This is a genomic window from Ignavigranum ruoffiae, assembly GCF_023195815.2.
Classification (GTDB): domain Bacteria; phylum Bacillota; class Bacilli; order Lactobacillales; family Aerococcaceae; genus Ignavigranum; species Ignavigranum ruoffiae.
The window spans coordinates 1-22310 of record NZ_CP096206.2; the positions used below are offsets into that span (position 1 = coordinate 1).

The 22310-nt window shown below is 37.0% G+C and carries 19 protein-coding genes; 17 read left to right on the plus strand and 2 right to left on the minus strand.

Annotated elements, in window-relative coordinates; translation table 11 throughout:
- The first annotated feature begins 78 nt into the window (after positions 1-78).
- The 12 genes from dnaA (at position 79) to dnaB (ending at position 14010) form a co-directional block, all read left to right on the plus strand.
- Positions 79-1410 carry a chromosomal replication initiator protein DnaA gene (dnaA, locus tag M0R79_RS00005; protein WP_092570977.1) on the plus strand — a complete coding sequence of 444 codons (1332 nt, stop codon included), beginning with the start codon at positions 79-81 and terminating at the stop codon, positions 1408-1410.
- A gap of 161 nt (positions 1411-1571) precedes the next feature.
- Positions 1572-2729 carry a DNA polymerase III subunit beta gene (dnaN, locus tag M0R79_RS00010; RefSeq protein ID WP_248416956.1) on the plus strand — a complete coding sequence of 386 codons (1158 nt, stop codon included), beginning with the start codon at positions 1572-1574 and terminating at the stop codon, positions 2727-2729.
- 163 nt (positions 2730-2892) lie between these two features.
- Positions 2893-3126 (plus strand): S4 domain-containing protein YaaA, encoded by a 234-nt coding sequence (yaaA, locus tag M0R79_RS00015; protein ID WP_092570981.1) that lies wholly within the window; start codon positions 2893-2895, stop codon positions 3124-3126.
- Positions 3123-4250, plus strand: coding sequence for a DNA replication/repair protein RecF (recF, locus tag M0R79_RS00020; RefSeq protein ID WP_259560622.1), 1128 nt, complete (start codon positions 3123-3125; stop codon positions 4248-4250). Before yaaA ends, recF begins: the two co-directional genes overlap by 4 nt.
- Before the next feature lie 17 nt (positions 4251-4267).
- The gene (gyrB, locus tag M0R79_RS00025; RefSeq protein WP_248416954.1) at positions 4268-6190 is read left to right on the plus strand and encodes a DNA topoisomerase (ATP-hydrolyzing) subunit B; all 1923 of its coding nucleotides are present in this window, start codon (positions 4268-4270) and stop codon (positions 6188-6190) included.
- 26 nt (positions 6191-6216) lie between these two features.
- Positions 6217-8742, plus strand: coding sequence for a DNA gyrase subunit A (gyrA, locus tag M0R79_RS00030; protein WP_248416953.1), 2526 nt, complete (start codon positions 6217-6219; stop codon positions 8740-8742).
- A gap of 161 nt (positions 8743-8903) precedes the next feature.
- A complete protein-coding gene (gene rpsF, locus M0R79_RS00035; protein ID WP_092570987.1) occupies positions 8904-9203 on the plus strand; it encodes a 30S ribosomal protein S6 in 300 nt (99 codons plus the stop codon).
- A 37-nt stretch (positions 9204-9240) separates the two neighbouring features.
- Positions 9241-9762, plus strand: a complete 522-nt coding sequence (gene ssb, locus M0R79_RS00040; RefSeq protein WP_248416952.1) for a single-stranded DNA-binding protein — start codon at positions 9241-9243, stop codon at positions 9760-9762.
- Positions 9763-9794: 32 nt separating this feature from the next.
- Positions 9795-10028 carry a 30S ribosomal protein S18 gene (rpsR, locus tag M0R79_RS00045; protein ID WP_092570991.1) on the plus strand — a complete coding sequence of 78 codons (234 nt, stop codon included), beginning with the start codon at positions 9795-9797 and terminating at the stop codon, positions 10026-10028.
- Positions 10029-10138: 110 nt separating this feature from the next.
- Entirely contained in the window at positions 10139-12145 is a 2007-nt protein-coding gene (locus M0R79_RS00050) for a DHH family phosphoesterase (protein WP_248416951.1), read from the plus strand.
- A 2-nt stretch (positions 12146-12147) separates the two neighbouring features.
- Positions 12148-12600: a 50S ribosomal protein L9 gene (gene rplI, locus M0R79_RS00055; protein WP_248416950.1), complete on the plus strand. Its 453-nt coding sequence runs from the start codon at positions 12148-12150 to the stop codon at positions 12598-12600.
- A gap of 36 nt (positions 12601-12636) precedes the next feature.
- Complete coding sequence (gene dnaB, locus M0R79_RS00060) at positions 12637-14010, plus strand: replicative DNA helicase (protein ID WP_375163560.1); 1374 nt, start codon at positions 12637-12639, stop codon at positions 14008-14010.
- Between the two features lie 107 nt (positions 14011-14117).
- On the opposite strand, the gene M0R79_RS00065 is transcribed toward dnaB, so the two are convergent.
- Positions 14118-15014: a cation diffusion facilitator family transporter gene (locus tag M0R79_RS00065; RefSeq protein WP_248416949.1), complete on the minus strand. Its 897-nt coding sequence runs from the start codon at positions 15012-15014 to the stop codon at positions 14118-14120.
- Between the two features lie 19 nt (positions 15015-15033).
- On the minus strand, positions 15034-15873 hold the full coding sequence (locus M0R79_RS00070) for a C39 family peptidase (RefSeq protein ID WP_259560629.1): 840 nt from the start codon (positions 15871-15873) through the stop codon (positions 15034-15036).
- Positions 15874-16147: 274 nt separating this feature from the next.
- Here M0R79_RS00070 and glnA point away from each other — a divergent pair, with 274 nt between their 5' ends.
- The 5 genes from glnA (at position 16148) to gltX (ending at position 22245) form a co-directional block, all read left to right on the plus strand.
- Positions 16148-17488, plus strand: coding sequence for a type I glutamate--ammonia ligase (glnA, locus tag M0R79_RS00075; RefSeq protein ID WP_248416947.1), 1341 nt, complete (start codon positions 16148-16150; stop codon positions 17486-17488).
- A gap of 142 nt (positions 17489-17630) precedes the next feature.
- On the plus strand, positions 17631-18167 hold the full coding sequence (locus M0R79_RS00080) for a dCTP deaminase/dUTPase family protein (protein WP_375163561.1): 537 nt from the start codon (positions 17631-17633) through the stop codon (positions 18165-18167).
- Between the two features lie 10 nt (positions 18168-18177).
- Complete coding sequence (gene radA / locus M0R79_RS00085; protein WP_248416946.1) at positions 18178-19557, plus strand: DNA repair protein RadA; 1380 nt, start codon at positions 18178-18180, stop codon at positions 19555-19557.
- Positions 19558-19593: 36 nt separating this feature from the next.
- A complete protein-coding gene (locus M0R79_RS00090; protein WP_248417165.1) occupies positions 19594-20688 on the plus strand; it encodes a PIN/TRAM domain-containing protein in 1095 nt (364 codons plus the stop codon).
- An 81-nt stretch (positions 20689-20769) separates the two neighbouring features.
- On the plus strand, positions 20770-22245 hold the full coding sequence (gene gltX / locus M0R79_RS00095) for a glutamate--tRNA ligase (RefSeq protein ID WP_248416945.1): 1476 nt from the start codon (positions 20770-20772) through the stop codon (positions 22243-22245).
- The last annotated feature ends 65 nt before the right edge of the window (positions 22246-22310 follow it).

Genomic DNA, 22310 nt, shown 5'->3' on the forward strand with positions numbered 1-22310 from the left:
AACTTGTGGATAAGTCAAAATATGTTACAATTAACTTATTATTTCAGTTCATTTAAATTTGGTAAAAGAGGTGACTTCATGGAAGAGAAAGACCAGTTTTGGCAAGAAATGACTGAATATCTCCGCCAACTCCTCTCTGAGAATGCTTACAAAAATTGGGTCGAACCCATATATCCTCTACGTATGGGGAATCAAGCCATCTCATTAGCTGTTCCTAATGATCTCACTAAGACATATTGGGAAAGACATTTGGCTGGTTATATACTGCAGCATTCACTTAATAAATATGGGGTAGAATATCAACCCACTTTTATGATAGTTCAAGATCAAGGACCTGCCCCCACTGCTTACAATCAGGTAAATAAAGCGAATCGGCCAGCCTATTTTTCTGATACTTCACTTAATCCCAATTATACTTTTGATAATTTTGTCATTGGGGAAGATAATAAAATGGCAAGTGGAGCAGCACAAGCTGTCGTGGAATATCCTGCCACTCTTTATAATCCTTTCCTTATATATGGTGGCGTTGGATTAGGAAAGACGCACCTGATGCAAGCCATTGGTAATGAGATTAAAAGAAATAATCCCAGTGCTAGAATCAAATATGCTACCAGTGAAGCCTTTGTTAATGACTTTATTACGAGTATTCAAAATGGATCACAAAATGAATTTCGTGAAATGTACCGAAATGTTGACGTCCTACTGATTGATGATATTCAATTTCTATCTAATAAAGGGAAAACCCAAGAAGAATTCTTCCACACTTTTAATGTCCTTTATAATAATCGTAAACAGATCGTACTAACCTCGGATCGACTCCCTAATAATATTGATAATTTGGAAGACCGATTAATTAGTCGCTTTAAATGGGGATTATCCACAGATATTACTCCACCTGACTTAGAAACGCGGATTGCTATCTTAAGAAAAAAAGCAGCCAATGAACACCTAGATATTTCCTCTGAAACTTTAACCTATATCGCCAATAATATTGATTCAAATATTCGTGAACTTGAAGGCGCATTGGTGCGTGTCATAGCTTTTGCTGCAATTAATGGTCAAGAAATAACTACAGATCTTGCCGCTCAAGCTTTAAAGAATATTGTTGATCAACAAGACGATCGGCCACTAACTTGCGAGCGAATTATTAATGAAGTTGCTCATTTCTATACAGTGACCAATAAAGAAATTAAAGGTAAGAAACGCATCAAAGAGATTGTCGTCCCCCGCCAAATTGCCATGTATTTGAGTCGTGAACTTACTAATCTCTCTTTTCCAAAAATAGGAGAAGAATTTGGTAATAAAAATCATACAACCGTGATTCATGCCTATGAAAAAATTTCAACTAACTTAAAAACAGATGCTTCTTTACAAGAAGAAATCCAACAACTAAAAGATCGACTAAAATAAGCTTGTTGATAAGATCGCAACTCATCAAGGACTTATTGACATGGTCTTACACAAGATAAAGCTAGAGTAAATACTGTTTAATTCATTTTTACACAGAATCCACACCTCCTACTACTAAGACTTATTTATATAAAATATATTAATTAATAAAGGAGCTTATTATGAAATTTACAATCCATCGACAAGCGTTTATGAATCAACTTGCCAATGTTACAAGAGCAGTTCCAGTAAAAGCAACAATACCTGTCTTGACTGGGATTAAAATAGTAGCCCAAGAAGATGGAATTACATTGATTGGTTCAGATGCAGAAATTTCCATCGAAGCTTTTCTTGATACTAATGATGAAGCCTATCAATTAGAAATTATTGAACCAGGTTCTATCGTGGTAACTGCTCGGTTATTTAGCGAGATAATTAAAAAATTACCAACTGATATTATTACCATTGAAACCGATGAACAATATTTATTAACAATACGTTCTGGTCAAGCCGTATTTAATTTAAATGGAATTGATGGACAAAGTTATCCTCATTTACCTGAGATCGTAGCAGAATCAACACTTGAATTACCTACCTTACTTTTCCGCGATTTGATTAATCAAACAATCTTTTCTGCGTCTAACCAAGAAAGTAGACCAGTATTAACTGGATTACATCTAAGTTCTGGCGATCATTTCTTATCTGGAGTGGCTACGGATAGCCATCGATTAAGTCGGCGAATGATTCCAGTTAAATATTCTCAAGAGGAATTAAATTTTGAATCCATAAACATTCCTAAAAAAACTGTCCAAGAATTATCCAGAATTATCGAAGACGAAGATCAGTTGAAGATGATGGTAGCCGATAAACAAGTAATCTTTACCATGGACAATTTAGTGATTTATTCACGCTTATTGGAAGGAAATTACCCAGATACGAATCGTCTCATTCCTCAAGACCATCAGACAGAAATCGTTGTGGATTCACAAGAATTCTTAGCGGCAATCGAACGGGCAAGTCTAATGTCTCATCAAGGTAAGAATAATGTCGTCCAATTAGATATCAATGACCAACAAGTGGAATTGTTGGTTAACTCCAATGAACGTGGCCAAGCTTCAGAGATTATTGAAGTTAAATCAGCTGAAGGCGATGATTTAAAGATTTCTTTCAACCCTGATTACATGAAAGATGCTTTAAAATCCTTTGGTCCGATTGATATTCATATTGGTTTCCAAACTCCAGTTCGTCCGCTTCTGCTTACCCCAGCTGAGAAGAATGAGAATGAGACCGCTAATAATCAACTTCTTCAATTATTAACCCCAATTCGGACACATTACTAATCTAAAATTTAAAGAAAAAAAGGCCTTTTTAGGCCTTTTTTATATTTTAGGGATTTTTACTAAGTTTGCTTTGTAAGACTTACAAAGTGATTTATTTTTGATTATGGTTTGTGAATGATCGTAATATTGGGTATAATATAAGTAAAGAAAGGGTAGGTGAATTATGGAATCAATCCAACAGTCATTAAGTCAGCCATATATTAATTTGGGACAACTATTAAAGCAGCATGACATCATTTCTAGTGGTGGTATGGCGAAATGGTATTTACAAACCTACCCTGTCTATGTCAACGGCCAACTTGAGAATCGACGTGGCAGAAAATTATATGTCGACGATCTTATTGAATTGCCAGAAGAAGATTTAAAGATTCTTCTGACTAACCATGAAACTGAGTGATTTTTTCAATGTTTATTGACAATCTTCAACTTCAACATTATCGAAATTATGATTCTCTTGAACTAGAATTTCACCAAGGTTTAACGATTTTAACTGGCGAGAATGCCCAAGGAAAGACCAACCTCCTTGAGGCGATTTTTTTGTTATCACTTGCAAAAAGTCATCGCACCAATCATGATCATGATCTGATTCAGTGGGGTCAAGATTATGCCAGTATCCAAGCTCAAGTTCATTTGAAAGATTACACTTTTCCCTTAGAATTAATCCTTCATCCTAAAGGAAAAGTGGCCAAAGTCAATTATATCGAACAAGCCAAATTAAGTGCTTTTATTGGCAAATTAAATGTCGTTCTATTTGCGCCAGAAGATTTACAAATGATTAAAGGCGGTCCTAGTTTACGTCGAAAATTTATCGATGCTGAATTAGGCCAAGCACATCCCTTATATCTACAATCTTTAGTCAAATATCAGACGATTTTAAAACAAAGAAACAAGTATTTGAAAGATTATGGACAGAGTTCTAAATTTGATCAAACCTTCTTTGAAGTGTTAACGGATCAATTAATAGACGAGGCCTGCGTGATTATAAACAATCGTCTGGATTTCATTGACCGTTTGATGACAATCGCTCAACCCATTCACCGAATCTTATCTAATCAACGGGATAAATTGACCATGTCCTATCAATCTAGCATTAAGCAAATCGATTATGGGGATCTTTCTCAAATAAAAACACAAATGAAAGAGTATTTTGAGAACAACATTGATAAAGAAAAAGAGCGTATGTTAACTCTGATTGGACCTCATCGAGATGATTTAATTTTTTATATCAATAATCGTCCCAGTGATCTTTTTGCCTCGCAAGGTCAACAACGAACCATTATTTTGAGTTTAAAACTAGCCGAAACCGAATTATTCCAGCAATTCACCGGGGAATATCCTATTTTGCTATTAGATGATGTATTGTCTGAACTTGATGATGATCGACAGCATCTTTTGATGAACCATATAGAAGATAAGATTCAAACGTTCTTAACCACAGCTACCATTAAGGGCATTCGCTCAGAGAGTTTACAACATGCACAAATATTACAAGTTCACCAAGGAATCATTAATGAATTATAAATAAGGAGTGTTTTCCATTGCCAGAACAAGAAAAAAATAACAATGTCTATGATGCGAGTCATATTCAAGTATTGGAAGGATTAGAAGCTGTCAGAAAGCGACCTGGGATGTATATTGGCTCTACTTCCATTGAAGGTCTTCATCATTTAGTCTGGGAAATTGTCGACAATGCAATTGATGAGGCTTTAGCAGGTTATGCTGATCATATTGAAGTGATCATTGAAAAAGATAATAGTGTGACAGTGATTGATAATGGGCGCGGAATACCGGTAGATATTCAGGAAAAAACCGGTCGTCCTGCTGTTGAAATCGTCTATACAGTATTGCATTCGGGAGGAAAATTCGACGGATCTTCTTATAAAGTTTCTGGCGGACTCCATGGTGTGGGTGCTGGAGTGGTTAATGCTCTTTCTACTCAAGTCAATGTTGAAGTATATCGAGAGGGAAAAATTTATTCAATTGCTTTTGAACGCGGTGTAGTCCATAAAGAATTAGAAGTCATTGGCAAGTCGGAACATTCTGGAACAAAGGTTAATTTTACACCAGATCCAGTGATATTTTCTGAAACGACAGATTTTAAATATGATCGCTTAAGAGATCGTATTCGTGAGCTAGCCTTTTTGAATAAAGGATTGCGGATTAGTTTAGAAGATAAACGTCAAGACCGCGAACAAAGTGAAAGTTTTCATTATGAAGGTGGCTTAAAAAGTTACATTCAATATTTAAATGAGGAGGAAAAGGTATTATTTGATGATGTTATTTATTTAGAGGATGAGTCTGAAGGCATTGAAGTGGAAATTGCTCTTCAGTACACATCCGGATATAGGACAAAGATCTATTCGTTTGCCAATAATATTCCCACCCATGAAGGCGGGACCCACGAATCAGGATTTAAAGCCGGATTGACTCGGATTATTAATGATTATGCTAGAAGACAAAAGATGTTGAAAGACAACGAAGAAAATCTCAATGGGGATGATACTCGAGAAGGATTGACCGTTATCCTTTCAGTTAAACATCCAGATCCGCAATTTGAAGGTCAAACCAAAACAAAATTAGGAAATTCAGAAGTCAGGACGATTGTCGATCGACTATTCTCTCAAAATTTTGAAACTTTCCTTCTAGAGAATCCTCGCATAGGTAAGATGATTGTTGATAAGGGTATATTAGCGTCTCAAGCACGCAATGCTGCTAAGCGAGCAAGAGAGATGACTCGGAAGAAATCAGGCTTAGAGATTGCTAACTTACCTGGTAAATTGGCAGATTGTTCAAGTAAAGATGCTGAAAAATCGGAATTATTTATCGTCGAAGGTGATTCAGCGGGAGGTTCAGCTAAGCAAGGTCGATCAAGAATGTACCAGGCTATTTTACCTATTCGAGGTAAAATATTAAATGTTGAGAAAGCAACCATGGACCGCATCTTGGCCAACGAAGAAATTCGTTCAATGTTCACGGCGATGGGCACTGGCTTTGGTTCTGAATTCGATGTTAGCAAAGCTCGCTACCACAAATTAATTATTATGACCGATGCTGATGTCGATGGTGCACATATTCGGACATTGTTGTTAACATTAATTTTTCGTTTTATGCGCCCTCTTTTGGATGCGGGCTATGTATATATTGCTCAACCCCCTCTTTATCAAATTAAACATGGAAAAAAGGCTATTTACATCGATTCTGATGCAGAATTAACCGCTTGGAAAAGAGAAAATCCCGATGCCAAATATCGAGTGCAACGGTATAAAGGTTTGGGGGAAATGGATTACGAACAATTATGGGAAACTACGATGAATCCAGAAAATCGTCGCCTATTAAAAGTTTCTGTTGATGATGCCGAGGAAGCTGATCAAGTGATGTCAATGTTAATGGGTGATGAAGTTCCACCAAGACGTAACTTTATTGAAGAAAATGCCATTTACGTTGAGAATTTAGATATTTAATTTATTCTAGTTGAAAGGAGTAAATCATGACTTTAGAAAATATTGACTTCACCCCACGCGATGATTATGAAAAAGTAGACCTACCAAAAGAAATGCGTAAGTCATTTCTTGATTATGCTATGAGTGTCATTGTTTCTCGTGCCCTGCCTGACGTGCGTGATGGCTTAAAACCAGTCAACCGTCGTATTCTTTATGGTATGAGTGAACTAGGTGTGACGCCAGATAAACCTCATAAAAAATCGGCCCGGATTGTCGGTGATGTGATGGGGAAATATCATCCTCATAGTGATTCAGCAATCTATGAAGCGATGGTAAGAATGGCACAAGATTTCTCTTATCGGGAGATGCTAGTTGACGGACATGGAAACTTCGGTTCGGTCGACGGTGATGGGGCTGCGGCCATGCGGTATACAGAGTCGCGAATGAGTAAAATTGCTCTGGAAATGTTGAGAGATATTAACAAGGACACGGTTGATTTTCAGGACAATTATTCTCAAGAAGAGCGTGAACCGGTTGTTCTGCCGGCACGCTTCCCTAATTTACTGGTCAATGGGGCCGCTGGAATTGCTGTCGGTATGGCTACTAATATTCCGCCTCATAACTTGTCAGAGGTCATTGATGCTATTATTTTATTAATAAAGAACCCAGAAGCTACTTTGGATCAGATTCTAGAAGTTTTACCCGGACCGGATTTTCCTACCGGAGCGATGATTATGGGTCGAGCCGGTATTAAAAAAGCCTATAAAACAGGTCAAGGCAAGATTTTAGTTCGCTCAAAAATAGAAATTGAAGAGTTAGCTCATGATCGCGAAAGAATTATTATCACTGAAATACCCTATGGGGTAAATAAAGCCAATCTCGTTAAAAAAATTGCTGAATTGGCTCGGGATAAAAAAATTGAAGGAATCACATACGCTAATGATGAATCTAGTCGTGATGGTATGCGGATTGTGATTGAAGTTCGACGTGAAAATTCAGCAGCAGTGGTCATTAATAATTTATACAAATATACTCAATTACAAACTACCTTTGGCATTAATATGTTGGCAATTGATCAAGGGGTTCCAAAGATATTAAGCCTTAAAGAAATTTTACAAAAATATATTGAGCACCAAGAAATTGTGATTCGGCGGAGAACCGAATTTGAGAAGAAAAAAGCTGAAGATCGAGCTCATATTTTAGAAGGTTTACGCATTGCCCTAGACCATATTGATGAAATTATTTCAATTATCCGCTCATCCCATGATAGTGAGGTAGCTAAAGCTCAATTGATTGAACGTTTTAGTTTGACTGATATCCAAGCTCAAGCAATTTTAGATATGCGTTTGGTGCGCTTAACAGGTTTAGAGCGAGACAAAATTGAAGAAGAATATAAGTCACTATTGGAACTTATTGCTCGTTTAACTGAAATCTTGGAAAATAAAGATCGTCTCTATGAAATTATCCAAGATGAATTAATTGAAATTCGAGATCGATTTGGTAATCCGCGTCGAACCGAGATTGTTTCAGGAGAAATTATCGATATAGAGGATGAAGATTTAATCCCCGAAGAAGATATTTTGATAGCTTTAACGACCAATGGTTATGTTAAACGGATGACTAATGATGAATTCCATGTTCAGAATCGTGGAGGACGTGGGGTTAAGGGAATGACCTTAGCCGATAACGACCGTATTCAGAACCTAGTTTCTTGTTCAACCCATGATACTCTGCTATTCTTTACTAATTATGGGAAAGTTTATCGAGCCAAAGGATTCGATATTCCAGAATTTGGTCGACAAGCTAAAGGCTTACCTATAGTGAATTTATTGAATATCGAACAAGATGAAGTTGTTAAAGAGGTCATTGCTGTTAAACCGAGAGAAGAAGAGACTGGTTATTCTGAACGAGAACGCTATTTGTTCTTTATTACCCGTGATGGAACCGTGAAACGTAGTCTGGCTCAAGAATATTTTAATATTCGGACGAATGGTCTGATTGCGATTAATTTGAAAGATGAAGATGAGTTAATTAATGTGATTGAAACCGATGGTCATGCAGCGATAGTTATTGGAACTCATGAAGGAAATGCCACCGTCTTCCCTGAAGAAGAAGTTAGAGTCATGGGTCGGACCGCTACTGGCGTTCGTGGCATTAAATTAAGATCGGCTGATTATGTGATTGGAGGAGCTTCATTAGCTGCCAATCAACACGTCCTGGTAGTCAGTGAAAAAGGATATGGTAAAAAGACCCTTGCTGAAGAATATTCAATTAAACATCGGGGCGGCTTTGGCGTAAAAACAGCCAATATTTCTGAAAAAAGTGGAAAATTAGCCGGTATTCTAGTGACTGACGGTAGTGAAGACTTATTAATTATGACCAATCAAGGGGTAGCTATTCGCATAGATAGTAATGATATTCCTGAATCATCTCGCGCCACTCTTGGAGTGAAAGTGATTCGGATGAATTCAGATTCCATTGTATCTTCGGTCACAAAAATTATTGCTGAAGAAGATGATGCTGATGATTTAGAAGATTCAAATGAAGAAAGTGAGTCAAATTCAGCAGAATAATTTTTTCGAATGAGATATGTATTTTTACCGATACACATCTCATTTTTTCTTGCTATTATTTACCGTTTGCTGTAAACTAGGCAAGTGTGAGTATTGTTTTCAATACTCTCCTTGCTTTAATGTTTCATATTAAAGCCAATAGACCAAAAGGAGGTGCAGACATGAGCCAAACAGCAAAGTATGAAATCTTATACATTATTCGTCCTGATATGACTGATGATGCAAAGAAAGAACTTGTTGAACGTTTCGATGCTATTGTTACAGACAATGGATCAACCATCATCGAATCAAAAGATTGGGCTAAACGTCGTCTTGCATATGAAATCAATGATTATAAAGAAGGTATTTACCATCTCATTAATCTTGAATCTTCAGATGCAAAGGCTATTGATGAATTTGATCGTTTAGCACGTATTAATCGCGATATCTTACGACACATGATTGTTAAAATTGAAGATTAATTTTGTTTCACGTGAAACATTGAGGAGGATGTAAAATATGAACACTGTTCAATTAGTGGGACGGCTGACTAGAGAAGTAGATTTAAAATTCACTTCTTCTGGAGTAGCGGTAGGAACATTTACTTTAGCGGTTAATCGTAGTTTTACTAATCAACAAGGTGAACGTGAGGCAGATTTTATTAATTGTGTTATTTGGCGGAAAGCAGCTGAAAACTTAGCTAATTTTACCCGTAAAGGATCTCAAATTGGAGTTGAAGGACGGATTCAAACCCGTAATTATGAGAATCAACAAGGTCAACGTGTGTATGTTACCGAAGTGGTTGTGAATAACTTCCATCTCTTAGAGCCTCGATCAGTTACAGAACAAAGACCTGTATCTAATAATTCAAACAACTCTTATTCTAGTCCGACATTTGATAACACAAATCAATATAACAATAATAAGTCATCATTCGATAACAAATCGTTTAACAATAATTTTGACAATCAGTTTTCTCAAAGTCCATTCGTGGAAGATGGACGTCCAATTGAAATATCAGAAGACGACCTTCCCTTCTAAGCAATGGCACAAAGTGTAAAGGAGGAAGAATAATGGCACAACGTCGTGGAGGAAGACGCAGAAGAAAAGTATGTTATTTCTGTGCAAATCATATCGACCATCCAGATTATAAAGATGTTGAATTGTTAGGACGTTTCGTTTCCGATAAAGGTAAAATTTTACCTCGTCGTGTAACTGGAACTTGTGCAAAACATCAACGTGCTTTAACAACTGCAATTAAACGTGCGCGTATTATGGCATTACTACCATTTACCGTACAAGATTAATCGTAAAAGATCCTTCGGGATCTTTTTTTGTTTCACGTGAAACAAACTAGCTAGCATAGTAATGGTGCTGTAAATATGATAAAATTAAACATATTGAAATGAGGTGAACCATGTTCTCAAAAGAAAAAATCAAAAGATTTTTTTCTATTTTCCATTCTTTGGAAATTTCCTGGCAAATCTATACGGTAACGCTGGCTTACATCATTATTATGACGATTGCCATGATCAATGATTGGAAAACAGGAATCTTACTATTATTATTACTGCTCATTGTGCTGGCTTTTTTGTATTTTAATATGGAAACATTCGTTCAAAATATTAATGCTCTAGCAAATGATCTATCTAAAGAAATACGAGAAGCCCATGAAGATTCATATAATCGTAGTCCACTAGGAATTTTATTTTATGATGATAAACAAAGAATTCGTTGGTTGAATACTTCGATGCAGAATATCATTGGTAAGAAAGACGTATTAGGAGAATATATTCCTGAGATTGACGAACAAATTTCTCAATTCTTTGCTGTAGAAGATGATAAGCATTGGCATATTATTAAGTATTATTCAAAATATTATAAAACACTCCATCAAAAAGCTGATGGTAGATTGTTTCTTATTGATGTCAGTGATGAAGTCAATATTCAAGAACAACGAAAAAATGATCGTTTGGTCTTTGGTTATTTATTGTTAGATGATTACAATGAGGTCATTGAAACTTTAGATGATCAAGAGGCAGCTGATTTTGACGCAACCTTATTGAAAGAAATTAATTACTGGACCAATACCTATCATATTTATAGTAAACGAATAGATGATGAGAAATTCATTTTACTAATGAATCTAGCTACCTTAGCTGAACTTGAACAAAATAAATTTAAATTCTTTGATGAGCTTAAAAAGAAAAATAACCTACAAAATATACTTGTCTCTGTAAGTATCGGAATTGCTTATCCAAGTAAAGAAGAAGTAGATTATCGAATCAATGATTTGGCCAAACAAGCTCAAGCAAACTTAGATTTAGCCTTAGGTCGAGGTGGCGATCAAATTGTGGTGAAATCCCAATATGATAAAGCTCGTTTCTATGGCGGGAAAACCCAACAAACGCAGAAACGGTCAAATATTCGCTCAAAACTCATATTTCAAGCCTTTCAGACCCAAATTCAACAATGTGACAACGTGTTGATTACAGGCCATCAAGTCCCCGATTTAGATTCTATCGGCTCGGCTCTAGGTATGTATAAAATTGTTAAGCTGTTTAATCGACCAGTAAAAATAGTTGTCAATGAAGACGAATTTAATTCTGATGTAAAGGAATTAATACGTTTAAGTAAGAATTTAAATGTTAACGAAACCTTTGTAGATGTGGAGGCTGCCAAGGCTCTTATTTCTAAGAAAACCTTGATTATTATGGTGGACCATAATAAACCGAGCTTAAGTGATGCTGAAGAGCTGATCGATATGGCTGAAGTAGTAATTGTTGACCATCACCGTCGGGGAGAAGAATTCCCAACGAACTCTGTGTTAACCTATATTGAGCCTTATGCTTCCTCAACTTCTGAACTAGTGACAGAATTCTTTATGAATATGCGTTATTCAAAAGAAGGTTTAAGTGCCTTTGAAGCAACTGCTTTGTTAGCTGGTATTATGATTGATACCCATAGTTTTTCATCCAGAACGGGATCTAAAACGTTCGATACGGCAAGTTTCTTGAAATCCCGGGGTGCCGATATGGATCAGATTCAGATACTTATGAAAGAAGACTATGCAGCCGTAAGTATGCGTAATCGTCTGATTGAGAAGATGGAAGTGTTTGATCATTTTGCAATTACCAAAGGCGATAATCAAACCATCATTGATAATATTATTGCTTCACAAACAGCTGATTCAATGCTAACCATTAAAGGCATTGATGCAAGCTTTGTGGTTTATCGACGGAATGATCATACCATTGGTATTAGTGCACGTAGCCTCGGTACCGTTAACGTCCAAATTATTATGGAGAAATTAGGTGGCGGAGGACACTTGTCTAATGCGGCTACTCAGATTGAAGATATCAATATCGATCAAGCCTATCAAAAGCTTATTGAAGAAATTAAGATATTCAAGGAGGATAAATAATTATGAAAGTCATTTTACTTGAAGATGTTAGAAAACAAGGTAAAAAAGGACAAGTTATTGAAGTGTCCGAGGGTTATGGACGCAATTATCTTATCAAAAATAATCTGGCCATATTGGCTGATAATGCAGCATTAAACCAATTAAAATCAAAGAAAAAGGCTCAGGCGCGGATTGCTGAAGAAGAATTGCAAGAAGCAGAAGCAACTAAAAAAGCGATTGAAGCCAAAGATGTTACCGTCACCATCGAGGTTAAAATTGGTGAAGATGGTAGATTGTTTGGTGCCATTCCACCTAAGCAAATTGCTGACGAATTAATGAAACAATATGATATCGAGATTGATCGTCGTAAAATTCAATTAAAGGAAAATATTACTGCTATAGGTAGATATAATGTGCCAGTCAAATTACATCATGAGGTGCTGGCTAATATTGATTTGAAAGTCACTGAGAAATAATTCGACACATTAGGGCTTTAAATTGGAGGTTTCCGATTGGAAGGTTTGAATTTTGAAGAAAAGCAGCTCCCTTTTAATATCGAAGCAGAAAAATCTGTGCTAGGAGCTGTTTTAATTAATCCACAGAAAATTGCAAATTTACAAATGATTTTGGAGATGGACGATTTCTATAAAAGGGCCCATCAGCTGATCTATAATGCCATGGTTAGACTAGCCGATAACAACTTAGTTATCGATATTGTCACTTTAGCTAATCAACTTGACGCCTTTGACGAGTTAGAAAATGCGGGTGGTAATGAATATTTAATTGATATTTCATATGCGACGCCAACCGCGGAAAATATTGATTATTATGCTAAAATTGTTAAAGAAAAAGCGACACTCAGAAATTTGATTGCAGCTAGCCAAAAAATCTCTAATTTGGCTTATGCAGAGGCGGATGAAGTTGAAAATATTATCGATGAAAGTGAAAAGATTATTCTTTCAATTGGGGATAAAAATCATGCCAATCATCCCGTCTTAATCCGCAATATTGTGGGAGAAGCTTTTGAGCGTATTACTACCTTAAGTGAAACAAAACAAGACATCGTTGGGCTTCCTTCTGGTTATATTGATTTAGATCGGGTGACCACAGGATTTCAACCGGATCAATTGATTATCATCGCAGCTCGACCTTCAGTGGGTAAGACCGCTTTTGCTTTAAATATTGCTCAGAATGTGGCTACCAAGTCAAAAGTGCCTGTTGTCATCTTTTCCTTGGAAATGGGTGCTTTGGATTTGGTCAATCGGATGCTGTGTGCCGAAGGAAACATCAATGCAACAAATTTAAGAACAGGACAATTAACTGACGATGAATGGACCAGTCTATCAATCGCTGCCAATGTATTACGGGAGTCTCCAATTTATATTGATGACTCTGCAGGTACAAAAGTTAATGAAATACGCGCCAAATGTCGCCGACTAAAACAAGAAACTAAAGAATTAGGATTGATTGTTATCGATTACTTGCAATTAATTGAAGGATCAGGGAAAGAAAATCGACAACAAGAAGTTTCCGAAATTTCACGTCAACTCAAAAAATTAGCTAAAGAACTTTCTGTACCGGTCATTGCTTTATCTCAATTATCCAGAGGCGTGGAACATCGTCAAAATAAACGGCCAATTCTAAGTGATATTCGTGAATCTGGATCAATTGAACAAGATGCTGATATTGTAGCGTTCTTATATCGCGAAGACTACCATCAACAAGAAGATGAAGAGGGACCTCGTGACGACGATTTGCCAGATAATACTGTGGAAGTTATCTTAGCAAAAAATAGAAACGGGGCTCGCGATACGGTTACTTTGTTATTTAAGAAAGAATATAACAAATTTTCTAGTTTATCTTTCGCTCCCGTCCCGGAATTTTAAATTACTTAACATTTACGAAAAAATAACCCCATCGTTACGAGTTATTTCTACTCGTAACGATGGGGTTTCCTTATGACGTATGATTACGTAAAGGGTCAACATCACGTCTAGTAATGATTAGATTTATTAGTATAGGGTTCTACATGAACATCTGTATCATAGACTTGATAGAGTCGGTTTAGAATTATTTCTATCTCTTCGGTAATAGTATGGGATTCAGTAACGCTTAACGCTCCATCAATTTCTACCACGACGTCAACGTAAATATTGACACCACTACGTCGTGCCCGAATCGCTCTGACTTTTTTGACTCTTGGATGCTTTTCGACAGCAACTTGATATTTTAATAAATCTTCTTTATTGAAGGCATCGGATAAAATAAAAGTTGAATCTTTAATAATTGTAAAAGCTGAATAGATGGTTAATAATCCAACTAATATCGCAATAAATATATCTATGGAAGCATAGCCTCGATTAGCAGCTAACGTCCCAATAATTGTTGAAAGCGATATCATCACGTCAGTAAACATATCTTGGGCGGTAGCTCTCAGTCCCAGACTCCGATTCTTGGTCGCAATAGCTTTCAAATATTTGTAAGTTATAAATAGAATGATTGATGAGAGCACAGAAATCCACATAACTTTTAAGTCGGGATTAGGAAAATCCTGTTGAATGAATCGATTAATCGCGGAGCGAATGACATCAATCCCAATATTAGCCATCAGCATCGCAACAATAAATGAAGCTAAGGATTCGTACTTATGATGATCAAAATAATGGTCATCATCCTTCGGTCGTTGGGCAATGAAAAGACCGATGAAAATAGCCAAAGATGAGAAGACATCCGATAAATTATTTAAACCATCGGCATACACTGATGGGGAATCAAAAAAGAGCCCGCCAAGTATTTTACTAGAAGCCATTATAATATAAATAAAAATGCCCAGTCTTGCCCCAAAAGAGGCTGAAGGCTGGGATTTATTTGAATTTGATTGGTTAAACATTTGATAACGTCCTTTTTCCTTATTTAGCATATGACCAATAATTGAGGCCTTCCTCTAAAAAAATACTCTCATCGATACCTTGAATCGAAAACATTTTTAAGGGGTTGTCATTGGGATCATTGACATAAACTTTTCCATTATCGTAGCCACGAATCACAAGAATATGGCCGATTTCAGTGAAATAGCCAGGTTTAACACTAGCCACAACAACTTCGCCTTGTTTGACGGCTTCCATGGCTTGATAGAAATCATTTCCATAATTCATGAATTGATAGCCAAAAGCGTCAGCAAAATCACCAAAAATTTGCCAAGAAGTACCTTGATTATCGACATAGTAATTTTCTTTAGACCAATCAAGAATGTCTTGGGGTTCTTGGTAATGACCAGATAGACTTGAATGTACCATGGCCAAAGAAACGATGGCACACCCGTTTTCGCCTAATTGACGTGTGGTATTAGTACCATAAGGTGTTTTACGCCAATGGGCATCTTTTTGCAAAATCAAGGGAATATTTATTTGGGGAATTTCGGCCAATTCGGGATAATTAGCTGGATTTTCCGGTAAAAAAAGATAGCCTAGCTCTTCAATATCTAGGTTATTTGCATTAATAGCGGAAACTATTTCGTCTTGAGACTCAACTAAATTATTTTCGAATTGTTGTTCATTAATCTTTTTTACTTCATCAATGGTTTCTGGGTTATCAGGATTATATTCAACCAAAGCTTGGGATAAGGGTTTTTGAATTTGCCTTCCCGTCACGAGCGATCCCTGCGAGCTGTCAGGTTCCATCACTAAACTGGTTGTTTCTTCTGGTTCCTGTTGGTTATTTTCTACAATGGTTTGATTTTTCACCGTCATGTCATTTAAATAGAAAACAATGACGGACCCAATAAGGATGATGATAAGACTAAGGCCTGCTGCAAAAAAGTTATGATATTTATTTTTCATGCACAAAAAGGGCCTCCTCATATTTTTTCTTATTGTAACACATTCTCTATAAATTTATATTACAAATCGCTTTCAATCCGATTTATGAACAAAGCTTAAAAAATTTTTGAAAGTTTACAAAAATACTTTGACCCATGCCCATAGTATTTTTATAATGGTCACATTATTAAAAGGAGGCAATAGTATGTCTGAGAAAAAATGGAATCGACAAAGTATCCTGGAGGATGCGCGCCTAAACGAAGTTCGATTTATCCGTTTAATGTTCACCGATATTATGGGCATGATCAAAAATGTTGAAATCCCCTTCTCTCAATTAGAGAAAGCTTTGGAAAATAATATGACTTTTGATGGCTCTTCAGTCGATGGCTTTGTTCGTATCGAAGAAAGTGATATGTATTTAATTCCCGATTTAGATTCATGGTTAGTTTATAATTGGCAGGAAGGCAATGGCAAAGTTGCTTCCTTAATCTGCGATATTGAAACTTCAAAACGTCAACCTTTTATTGGGGACCCTAGAACGAACTTAAAACGCGTCTTAGAAGAAATGGAAGAAATGGGCTTTACTTCCTTTAATTTAGGACCAGAACCAGAATTTTACTTATTTAAGAATGACGAAAATGGGAATGCTACGATGGAATTGAATGACCAAGGAGGTTATTTCGATTTAGCGCCGATGGATTCAGCTGAGAATACTCGACGAGATATTGTCCTAGAGCTTGAAGATCTAGGTTTCGAAATTGAAGCTAGTCACCATGAGTGTGGCCCTGGTCAACATGAAATTGATTGGAAGTATAGTGATGCCTTAACTGCTTGTGATAACATCCAGATATTTAAACTCATCGTCAAAAATGTTGCCCATCGTCATAATTTACACGCATCTTTTATGCCGAAACCAATTCATGGCTTAGCTGGGTCAGGCATGCATTTCAATTTATCTTTGTTTACGGAAGCAGGAAATGCCTTTTATGATCCTGATGGCGTTGACCAACTTTCACAAACGGCCTATTACTTTATTGGGGGATTAATGAAATATGCTAAAGCCTATACTGCTATTATTAATCCTACCGTCAATTCCTATAAACGTTTAGTTTCTGGTTTCGAAGCACCAGTATATATTGCTTGGTCGCAACAAAATCGTTCTCCGCTTATTCGTATTCCTGCAGCAAGAGGCAATTCAACCCGTATTGAAGTACGTAGTGTTGACCCGTCAGCCAATCCTTACTTAGCTTTATCGGTTTTACTCACGGCGGGATTAAAAGGAATTAAAGAAAAGATTATGCCACCTGAAGCAGTTAATCAAAATATCTACGCCATGTCTGATCAAGAACGCTCTGAACATCATATTGATCAATTGCCAGCCTCATTACGTGAAGCAGTCGCCTATTTAAGTCAAACACCTGACATGTTGGCTGCGTTAGGAAGTCATATCTCTGACGCCTTTATCAGAGAAAAAAGTTTAGAATATGCCGAGTACATTCAACAAGTCACTCAATGGGAAATTGAAAAATACTTTATGACCTATTAATAAATTGATATAGTAGCTTATAGTTTTGAAAAGTATTTCGTTTCAGATTTCGGTATTTAGCATGAAGATAGCCTCGAATCTTCAAGAAATTATCACTTGATTCAATTTTTTTGATAGAATAATTAGGATAGGAGGTGACCAAATGATGCAAAAAATTCGTGGTTTTGAAATTGTAACTGCATTTAAATCAAAGGACATTCAACTGCCTTATAGGTCGACGCATCATGCCGCAGGCTATGATATTCAAGCTGCTGAGACCATTATTATCCCCTCCTATTGGGAGCAATTGTTTAAATATTTCTGGGCTAAAATTAATAAGACAGAGGATGTTGAGCATAAATTTGATGAAGAGATTTTTAAAGCGAGTTTAGTCCCTACCGGTTTAAAGGCTTATATGCAAGAAGATGAATATCTTCAGATTATCAACCGATCAAGTAATCCCTTGAAACGATTCCTCACTTTACCCAATAGCGTAGGCATTATTGATGCGGATTACTATAATAATTCAAAGAATGAAGGGCATATCTTTGTTCAATTAATTAATTATGGCTTAAAAGATCGGGAAATAAAAAAAGGGGACCGCATCGCTCAAGCAATTTTTACCAAGTATTTAAAAGTTGATGGCGATCAAGGCGGCTTAAGTCAACGTGAAGGTGGTTTCGGATCTTCAGGACGATAAAGGAGTCAGAATGGCAAAGAAAAAAGTAATCTACGAATGCACAGCTTGTGGTTATGAATCACCAAGATGGCTAGGCAGGTGTCCAAATTGTGGTGGCTGGAATACTTTAGAAGAGCAATATGTTGCACCTGAACCTGCATCGAATACCTTGTCGAATTTAACTCAACGATCAGCCAACCATCCAGAAGCCAGCACTTTACAGAATATTCCTCTGATGGAGGCTGAACGAATTTCCAGTAAGCTGGCAGAATTTGATCGTGTCCTAGGTGGGGGCATCGTTCCAGGATCTTTAGTCTTGATTGGTGGAGATCCTGGCATTGGCAAGTCCACTCTATTATTACAAGTATCCTTGTTATTGGCCGAGCAGAATCAACAACTTCTATATGTATCCGGCGAAGAGAGTTTAAGCCAAATAAAATTAAGAGCCCATCGCTTATCAGTACAAGAATCTGAATTATTATTATTAGCTGAGACGGATCTTACGATTATTGCTAACGAAATTAATAAAACTCAGCCAACGATTGTAATTATTGACTCGATTCAAACGATGACTTTGCCAGATCATCAAGGAATTGCCGGTTCTGTATCCCAAGTTCGAGAAGTCACCGGTCAATTGATGAGGATAGCTAAAGATAATCAAATCGCAATCTTTATCGTTGGTCATGTTACCAAGGAAGGGAATATAGCTGGACCACGAATGTTAGAACATATGGTGGATACAGTTCTTTATTTCGAGGGAGAAAAGTACAATCGTTTCCGCATTTTGCGAGCTGTAAAGAATCGTTTTGGTTCGACGAATGAAATGGGTGTCTTTGAGATGCTGGACTCGGGCTTAAAAGAAGTAACCAATCCTTCGCAAATGTTTTTGGAAGAACGGTTACCGGGAGCCATTGGCTCCATCGTGGTGCCTGCCCTGGAGGGGAGCCGGGTGGTCCTGGCTGAAATTCAATCCCTAATGACTCCCACCGTCTTTGGGAATGCTAAGCGGACCAGTAGTGGTATGGAATATCAGAAAGTTTCTTTAATTTTGGCTGTAATGGAGAAACATTGCGGTTTGTTAGTCCAAAATCAAGACGCCTTCTTTAAAACGGCAGGTGGTGTTCGTTTAGATGATCCAGCCATTGATTTAGCTTTGGCGATGAGTATTGCATCTAGTTACTGGAACCGGCCGACTAAAGTGGCGGATTGCTTTGTGGGTGAAATTGGTCTAACAGGAGAAATTCGCAGAGTCAATCAAATCCGCGATCGAATTAAAGAGGCCGATAAGTTAGGCTTTAAACGAATCTTCATTCCTAAAAATAATCAGGACCAGTTAGAAACAGATTATGAGATTGAGATTGTTCCAATTAGTACGATTCAAGAAGCCGTAAGACTAGTTTTTCCGCGATAAAGTTTTATAATAAGATTTAGCAAAGGGGGTGAGATGATGTTAAAAAAAGTAGTGCTATTTATTTCAGCAATTGTGGGCATAAGTTTTGGTTTAACCATTGGACAAGCTTTGTGGCAAGCGATTAATATAAAAAATGTAATCTTAACCAACCCATTGTTTAACGCACTTATTTTTGGACTTATTTTTATGATATTAGGCGGGTTGTTGCTACCTTTTATTGATAAAGTGACACGTCGGATTATCGATTGGACCCATCGGCAAACGACCTCTTTATTAATTGTTGAAGCCATTGGAACACTTCTGGGATTAATCATTGGTTATCTAATTGCCTTACCTTTTGTCAGTTTAAATATCCCATTTATTTCCAGTACTTTACCAATTGTACTTTCAATTATTTTGGCCTATATTGGCTATAATATTGCTGCGACTCAACATGAAGAGATTGTAACCAGTGTGAGTCATTTTTTTGCTAAGGATCGTCCGTTTAGTTTTTCTGAAAAAGGTAAACAAGCTAAGCTTACCGAATCTAAGTCGGGGGAAGCTCTTTACAAATTACTTGATACCAGCGTGATTATTGATGGCCGAATTGTTGATATTGTTAAGACGAATTTTATCGAGGGGACCTTAATCATTCCTAATTTTGTTTTACATGAATTACAATTAATTGCCGACTCTTCGGATGGCTTGAAACGGGCCAAAGGTCGACGCGGATTAGATATCTTAAATGAACTGCAGAAAGATGATTCTATTCCCATTGAATATTATGAAGGTGATTTTGATGATATTAAAGAAGTGGATAGTAAATTAGTCCGTCTGGCAAAATTATTAGGGGCGGCGATTATCACTAATGATTATAACTTGAACAAAGTTAGTGAATTCCAACAAGTGAAGGTCTTTAATATCAATGAATTGGCTAACGCACTTAAACCAGTATTTATTCCTGGGGAAGAGATGATGGTTCAGGTGATTAAAGAGGGTACTGAGCGCAAACAGGGTGTGGCCTATTTAGAAGATGGTACCATGATTGTGGTCGAAGACGGGCAGCTCTATATGGGCGAAACGATCCCTGTGGTAGTAACGAGCGCCTTACAAACAGCGGCGGGTCGGATGATCTTTGCTAAACCAAAATAAGAAATTGTCAACTGAACTGGAGGGTCTATTGGTAAAGTGATAGACTTAAAGATAACAATAATAAAAAAGGAGTCGTAATGAATGAGTTCTAAAATTCGGGTACGATATGCACCAAGTCCAACCGGACATCTTCATATCGGTAATGCAAGAACAGCTTTATTTAATTACTTATTTGCCAGACATCATCAAGGTGATTTTATCATTCGGACTGAAGATACCGATTTAAAACGTAATATTGCCGATGGTGAACGCAGCCAATTAGAAAATCTTGAATGGTTAGGGATGGATTGGGATGAATCGGCAGTCAATCCTGGCGCTTATGGACCCTATCGCCAATCTGAACGTTTAGATATTTATCAAAAATATATTGATCAATTATTGGCGGAAGATAAGGCCTATAAATGTTATATGACCGAAGAGGAATTAGAAGCTGAGCGTGAAGCCCAACAAGCTCGAGGCGAGGCGCCCCATTACGGAGGACAACATGCTCATTTAACCAAAGAAGAACAAGCTGCCTTCGAAGCGGAAGGTCGTGAGCCAGTCATTCGTTTCCGTGTTCCCCAAAACAAAACCTATGCCTTTGATGATATTGTGAAGGGCCCGATCCAATTCGAATCTAAATCAGTTTCTGGTGATTGGGTTATTCAAAAACGTGATGGCTATCCAACCTATAACTTTGCCGTGGTAATCGATGACCATTTAATGGAAATTACCCATGTCTTAAGGGGAGACGACCATATTGCCAATACTCCTAAACAAATGATGATCTATGATGCTTTCGATTGGGAATATCCTCGTTTCGGTCATATGACCTTGATTATAAATAGTGAAACGAATAAGAAATTAAGTAAGCGTGATGAATCTATTCTCCAATTCATTGAACAATATCGTGAATTAGGGTATTTGCCAGAAGCTATGTTTAATTTTATTGCTTTGTTAGGTTGGTCACCTAAGGGAGAAGAAGAAATATTCAGTCGAGAAGAACTCATCGATATCTTTGATGTTTCTCGCTTATCCACTTCACCAGCTGCTTTTGATGTGAAGAAGTTGGAATGGATTAACAATACTTACATGAAGAAAGCTGACTTAGAGACAGTGACTCAATTGGCTTTACCGCATTTACAAAAAGCCGGGCTAGTAGCAGAAAATCTAAGTCCTGAAGATGATGAATGGGTAGAGAAATTAGTTTCTTTATATCATGATGAGATGAGTTATGGAGCGCAAATCACCGACCTATCACAATTATTCTTCAATGAGACATTGCAGATTGATGAAGCGGCTCGTCAAGAAGCATCGGTCGATACAGCTAAGACAGTTATTGAAGCTATGGCAGAAAAATTAAAAAATCTCGACCTGGCTTCCTTTACCGAAGAAAATATCAAACCTCTTATCAAAGAAATTCAAAAGGAAACAGGCATCAAAGGCCGTAAGTTATTTATGCCAATTCGGATTGCGGTCAGTGGACAAATGCATGGTCCAGAACTCGCCAAGGTTATTGAAGTGTTAGGTAAGGAAAAGGTCTTAGACCATATTCAACAAGTCCTGCAACAATTATAATTAGCCGTTGACTTATTTATTAACGCTACACTGATATAGATCCACCAGCCATTGGTTAAATCCAT

Coding starts and splice junctions, on each gene's coding strand:
- M0R79_RS00090 (WP_248417165.1), top strand. CDS start 19,594: ATGTTAAAAAAAGTAGTGCTATTTATTTCAGCAATTGTGGGCATAAGT.
- M0R79_RS00080 (WP_375163561.1), top strand. CDS start 17,631: ATGATGCAAAAAATTCGTGGTTTTGAAATTGTAACTGCATTTAAATCA.
- glnA (WP_248416947.1), top strand. CDS start 16,148: ATGTCTGAGAAAAAATGGAATCGACAAAGTATCCTGGAGGATGCGCGC.
- radA (WP_248416946.1), top strand. CDS start 18,178: ATGGCAAAGAAAAAAGTAATCTACGAATGCACAGCTTGTGGTTATGAA.
- dnaA (WP_092570977.1), top strand. CDS start 79: ATGGAAGAGAAAGACCAGTTTTGGCAAGAAATGACTGAATATCTCCGC.
- rpsF (WP_092570987.1), top strand. CDS start 8,904: ATGAGCCAAACAGCAAAGTATGAAATCTTATACATTATTCGTCCTGAT.
- gyrA (WP_248416953.1), top strand. CDS start 6,217: ATGACTTTAGAAAATATTGACTTCACCCCACGCGATGATTATGAAAAA.
- M0R79_RS00050 (WP_248416951.1), top strand. CDS start 10,139: ATGTTCTCAAAAGAAAAAATCAAAAGATTTTTTTCTATTTTCCATTCT.
- rpsR (WP_092570991.1), top strand. CDS start 9,795: ATGGCACAACGTCGTGGAGGAAGACGCAGAAGAAAAGTATGTTATTTC.
- yaaA (WP_092570981.1), top strand. CDS start 2,893: ATGGAATCAATCCAACAGTCATTAAGTCAGCCATATATTAATTTGGGA.
- ssb (WP_248416952.1), top strand. CDS start 9,241: ATGAACACTGTTCAATTAGTGGGACGGCTGACTAGAGAAGTAGATTTA.
- M0R79_RS00070 (WP_259560629.1), bottom strand. CDS start 15,873: ATGACGGTGAAAAATCAAACCATTGTAGAAAATAACCAACAGGAACCA.
- dnaN (WP_248416956.1), top strand. CDS start 1,572: ATGAAATTTACAATCCATCGACAAGCGTTTATGAATCAACTTGCCAAT.
- gltX (WP_248416945.1), top strand. CDS start 20,770: ATGAGTTCTAAAATTCGGGTACGATATGCACCAAGTCCAACCGGACAT.
- rplI (WP_248416950.1), top strand. CDS start 12,148: ATGAAAGTCATTTTACTTGAAGATGTTAGAAAACAAGGTAAAAAAGGA.
- M0R79_RS00065 (WP_248416949.1), bottom strand. CDS start 15,014: ATGTTTAACCAATCAAATTCAAATAAATCCCAGCCTTCAGCCTCTTTT.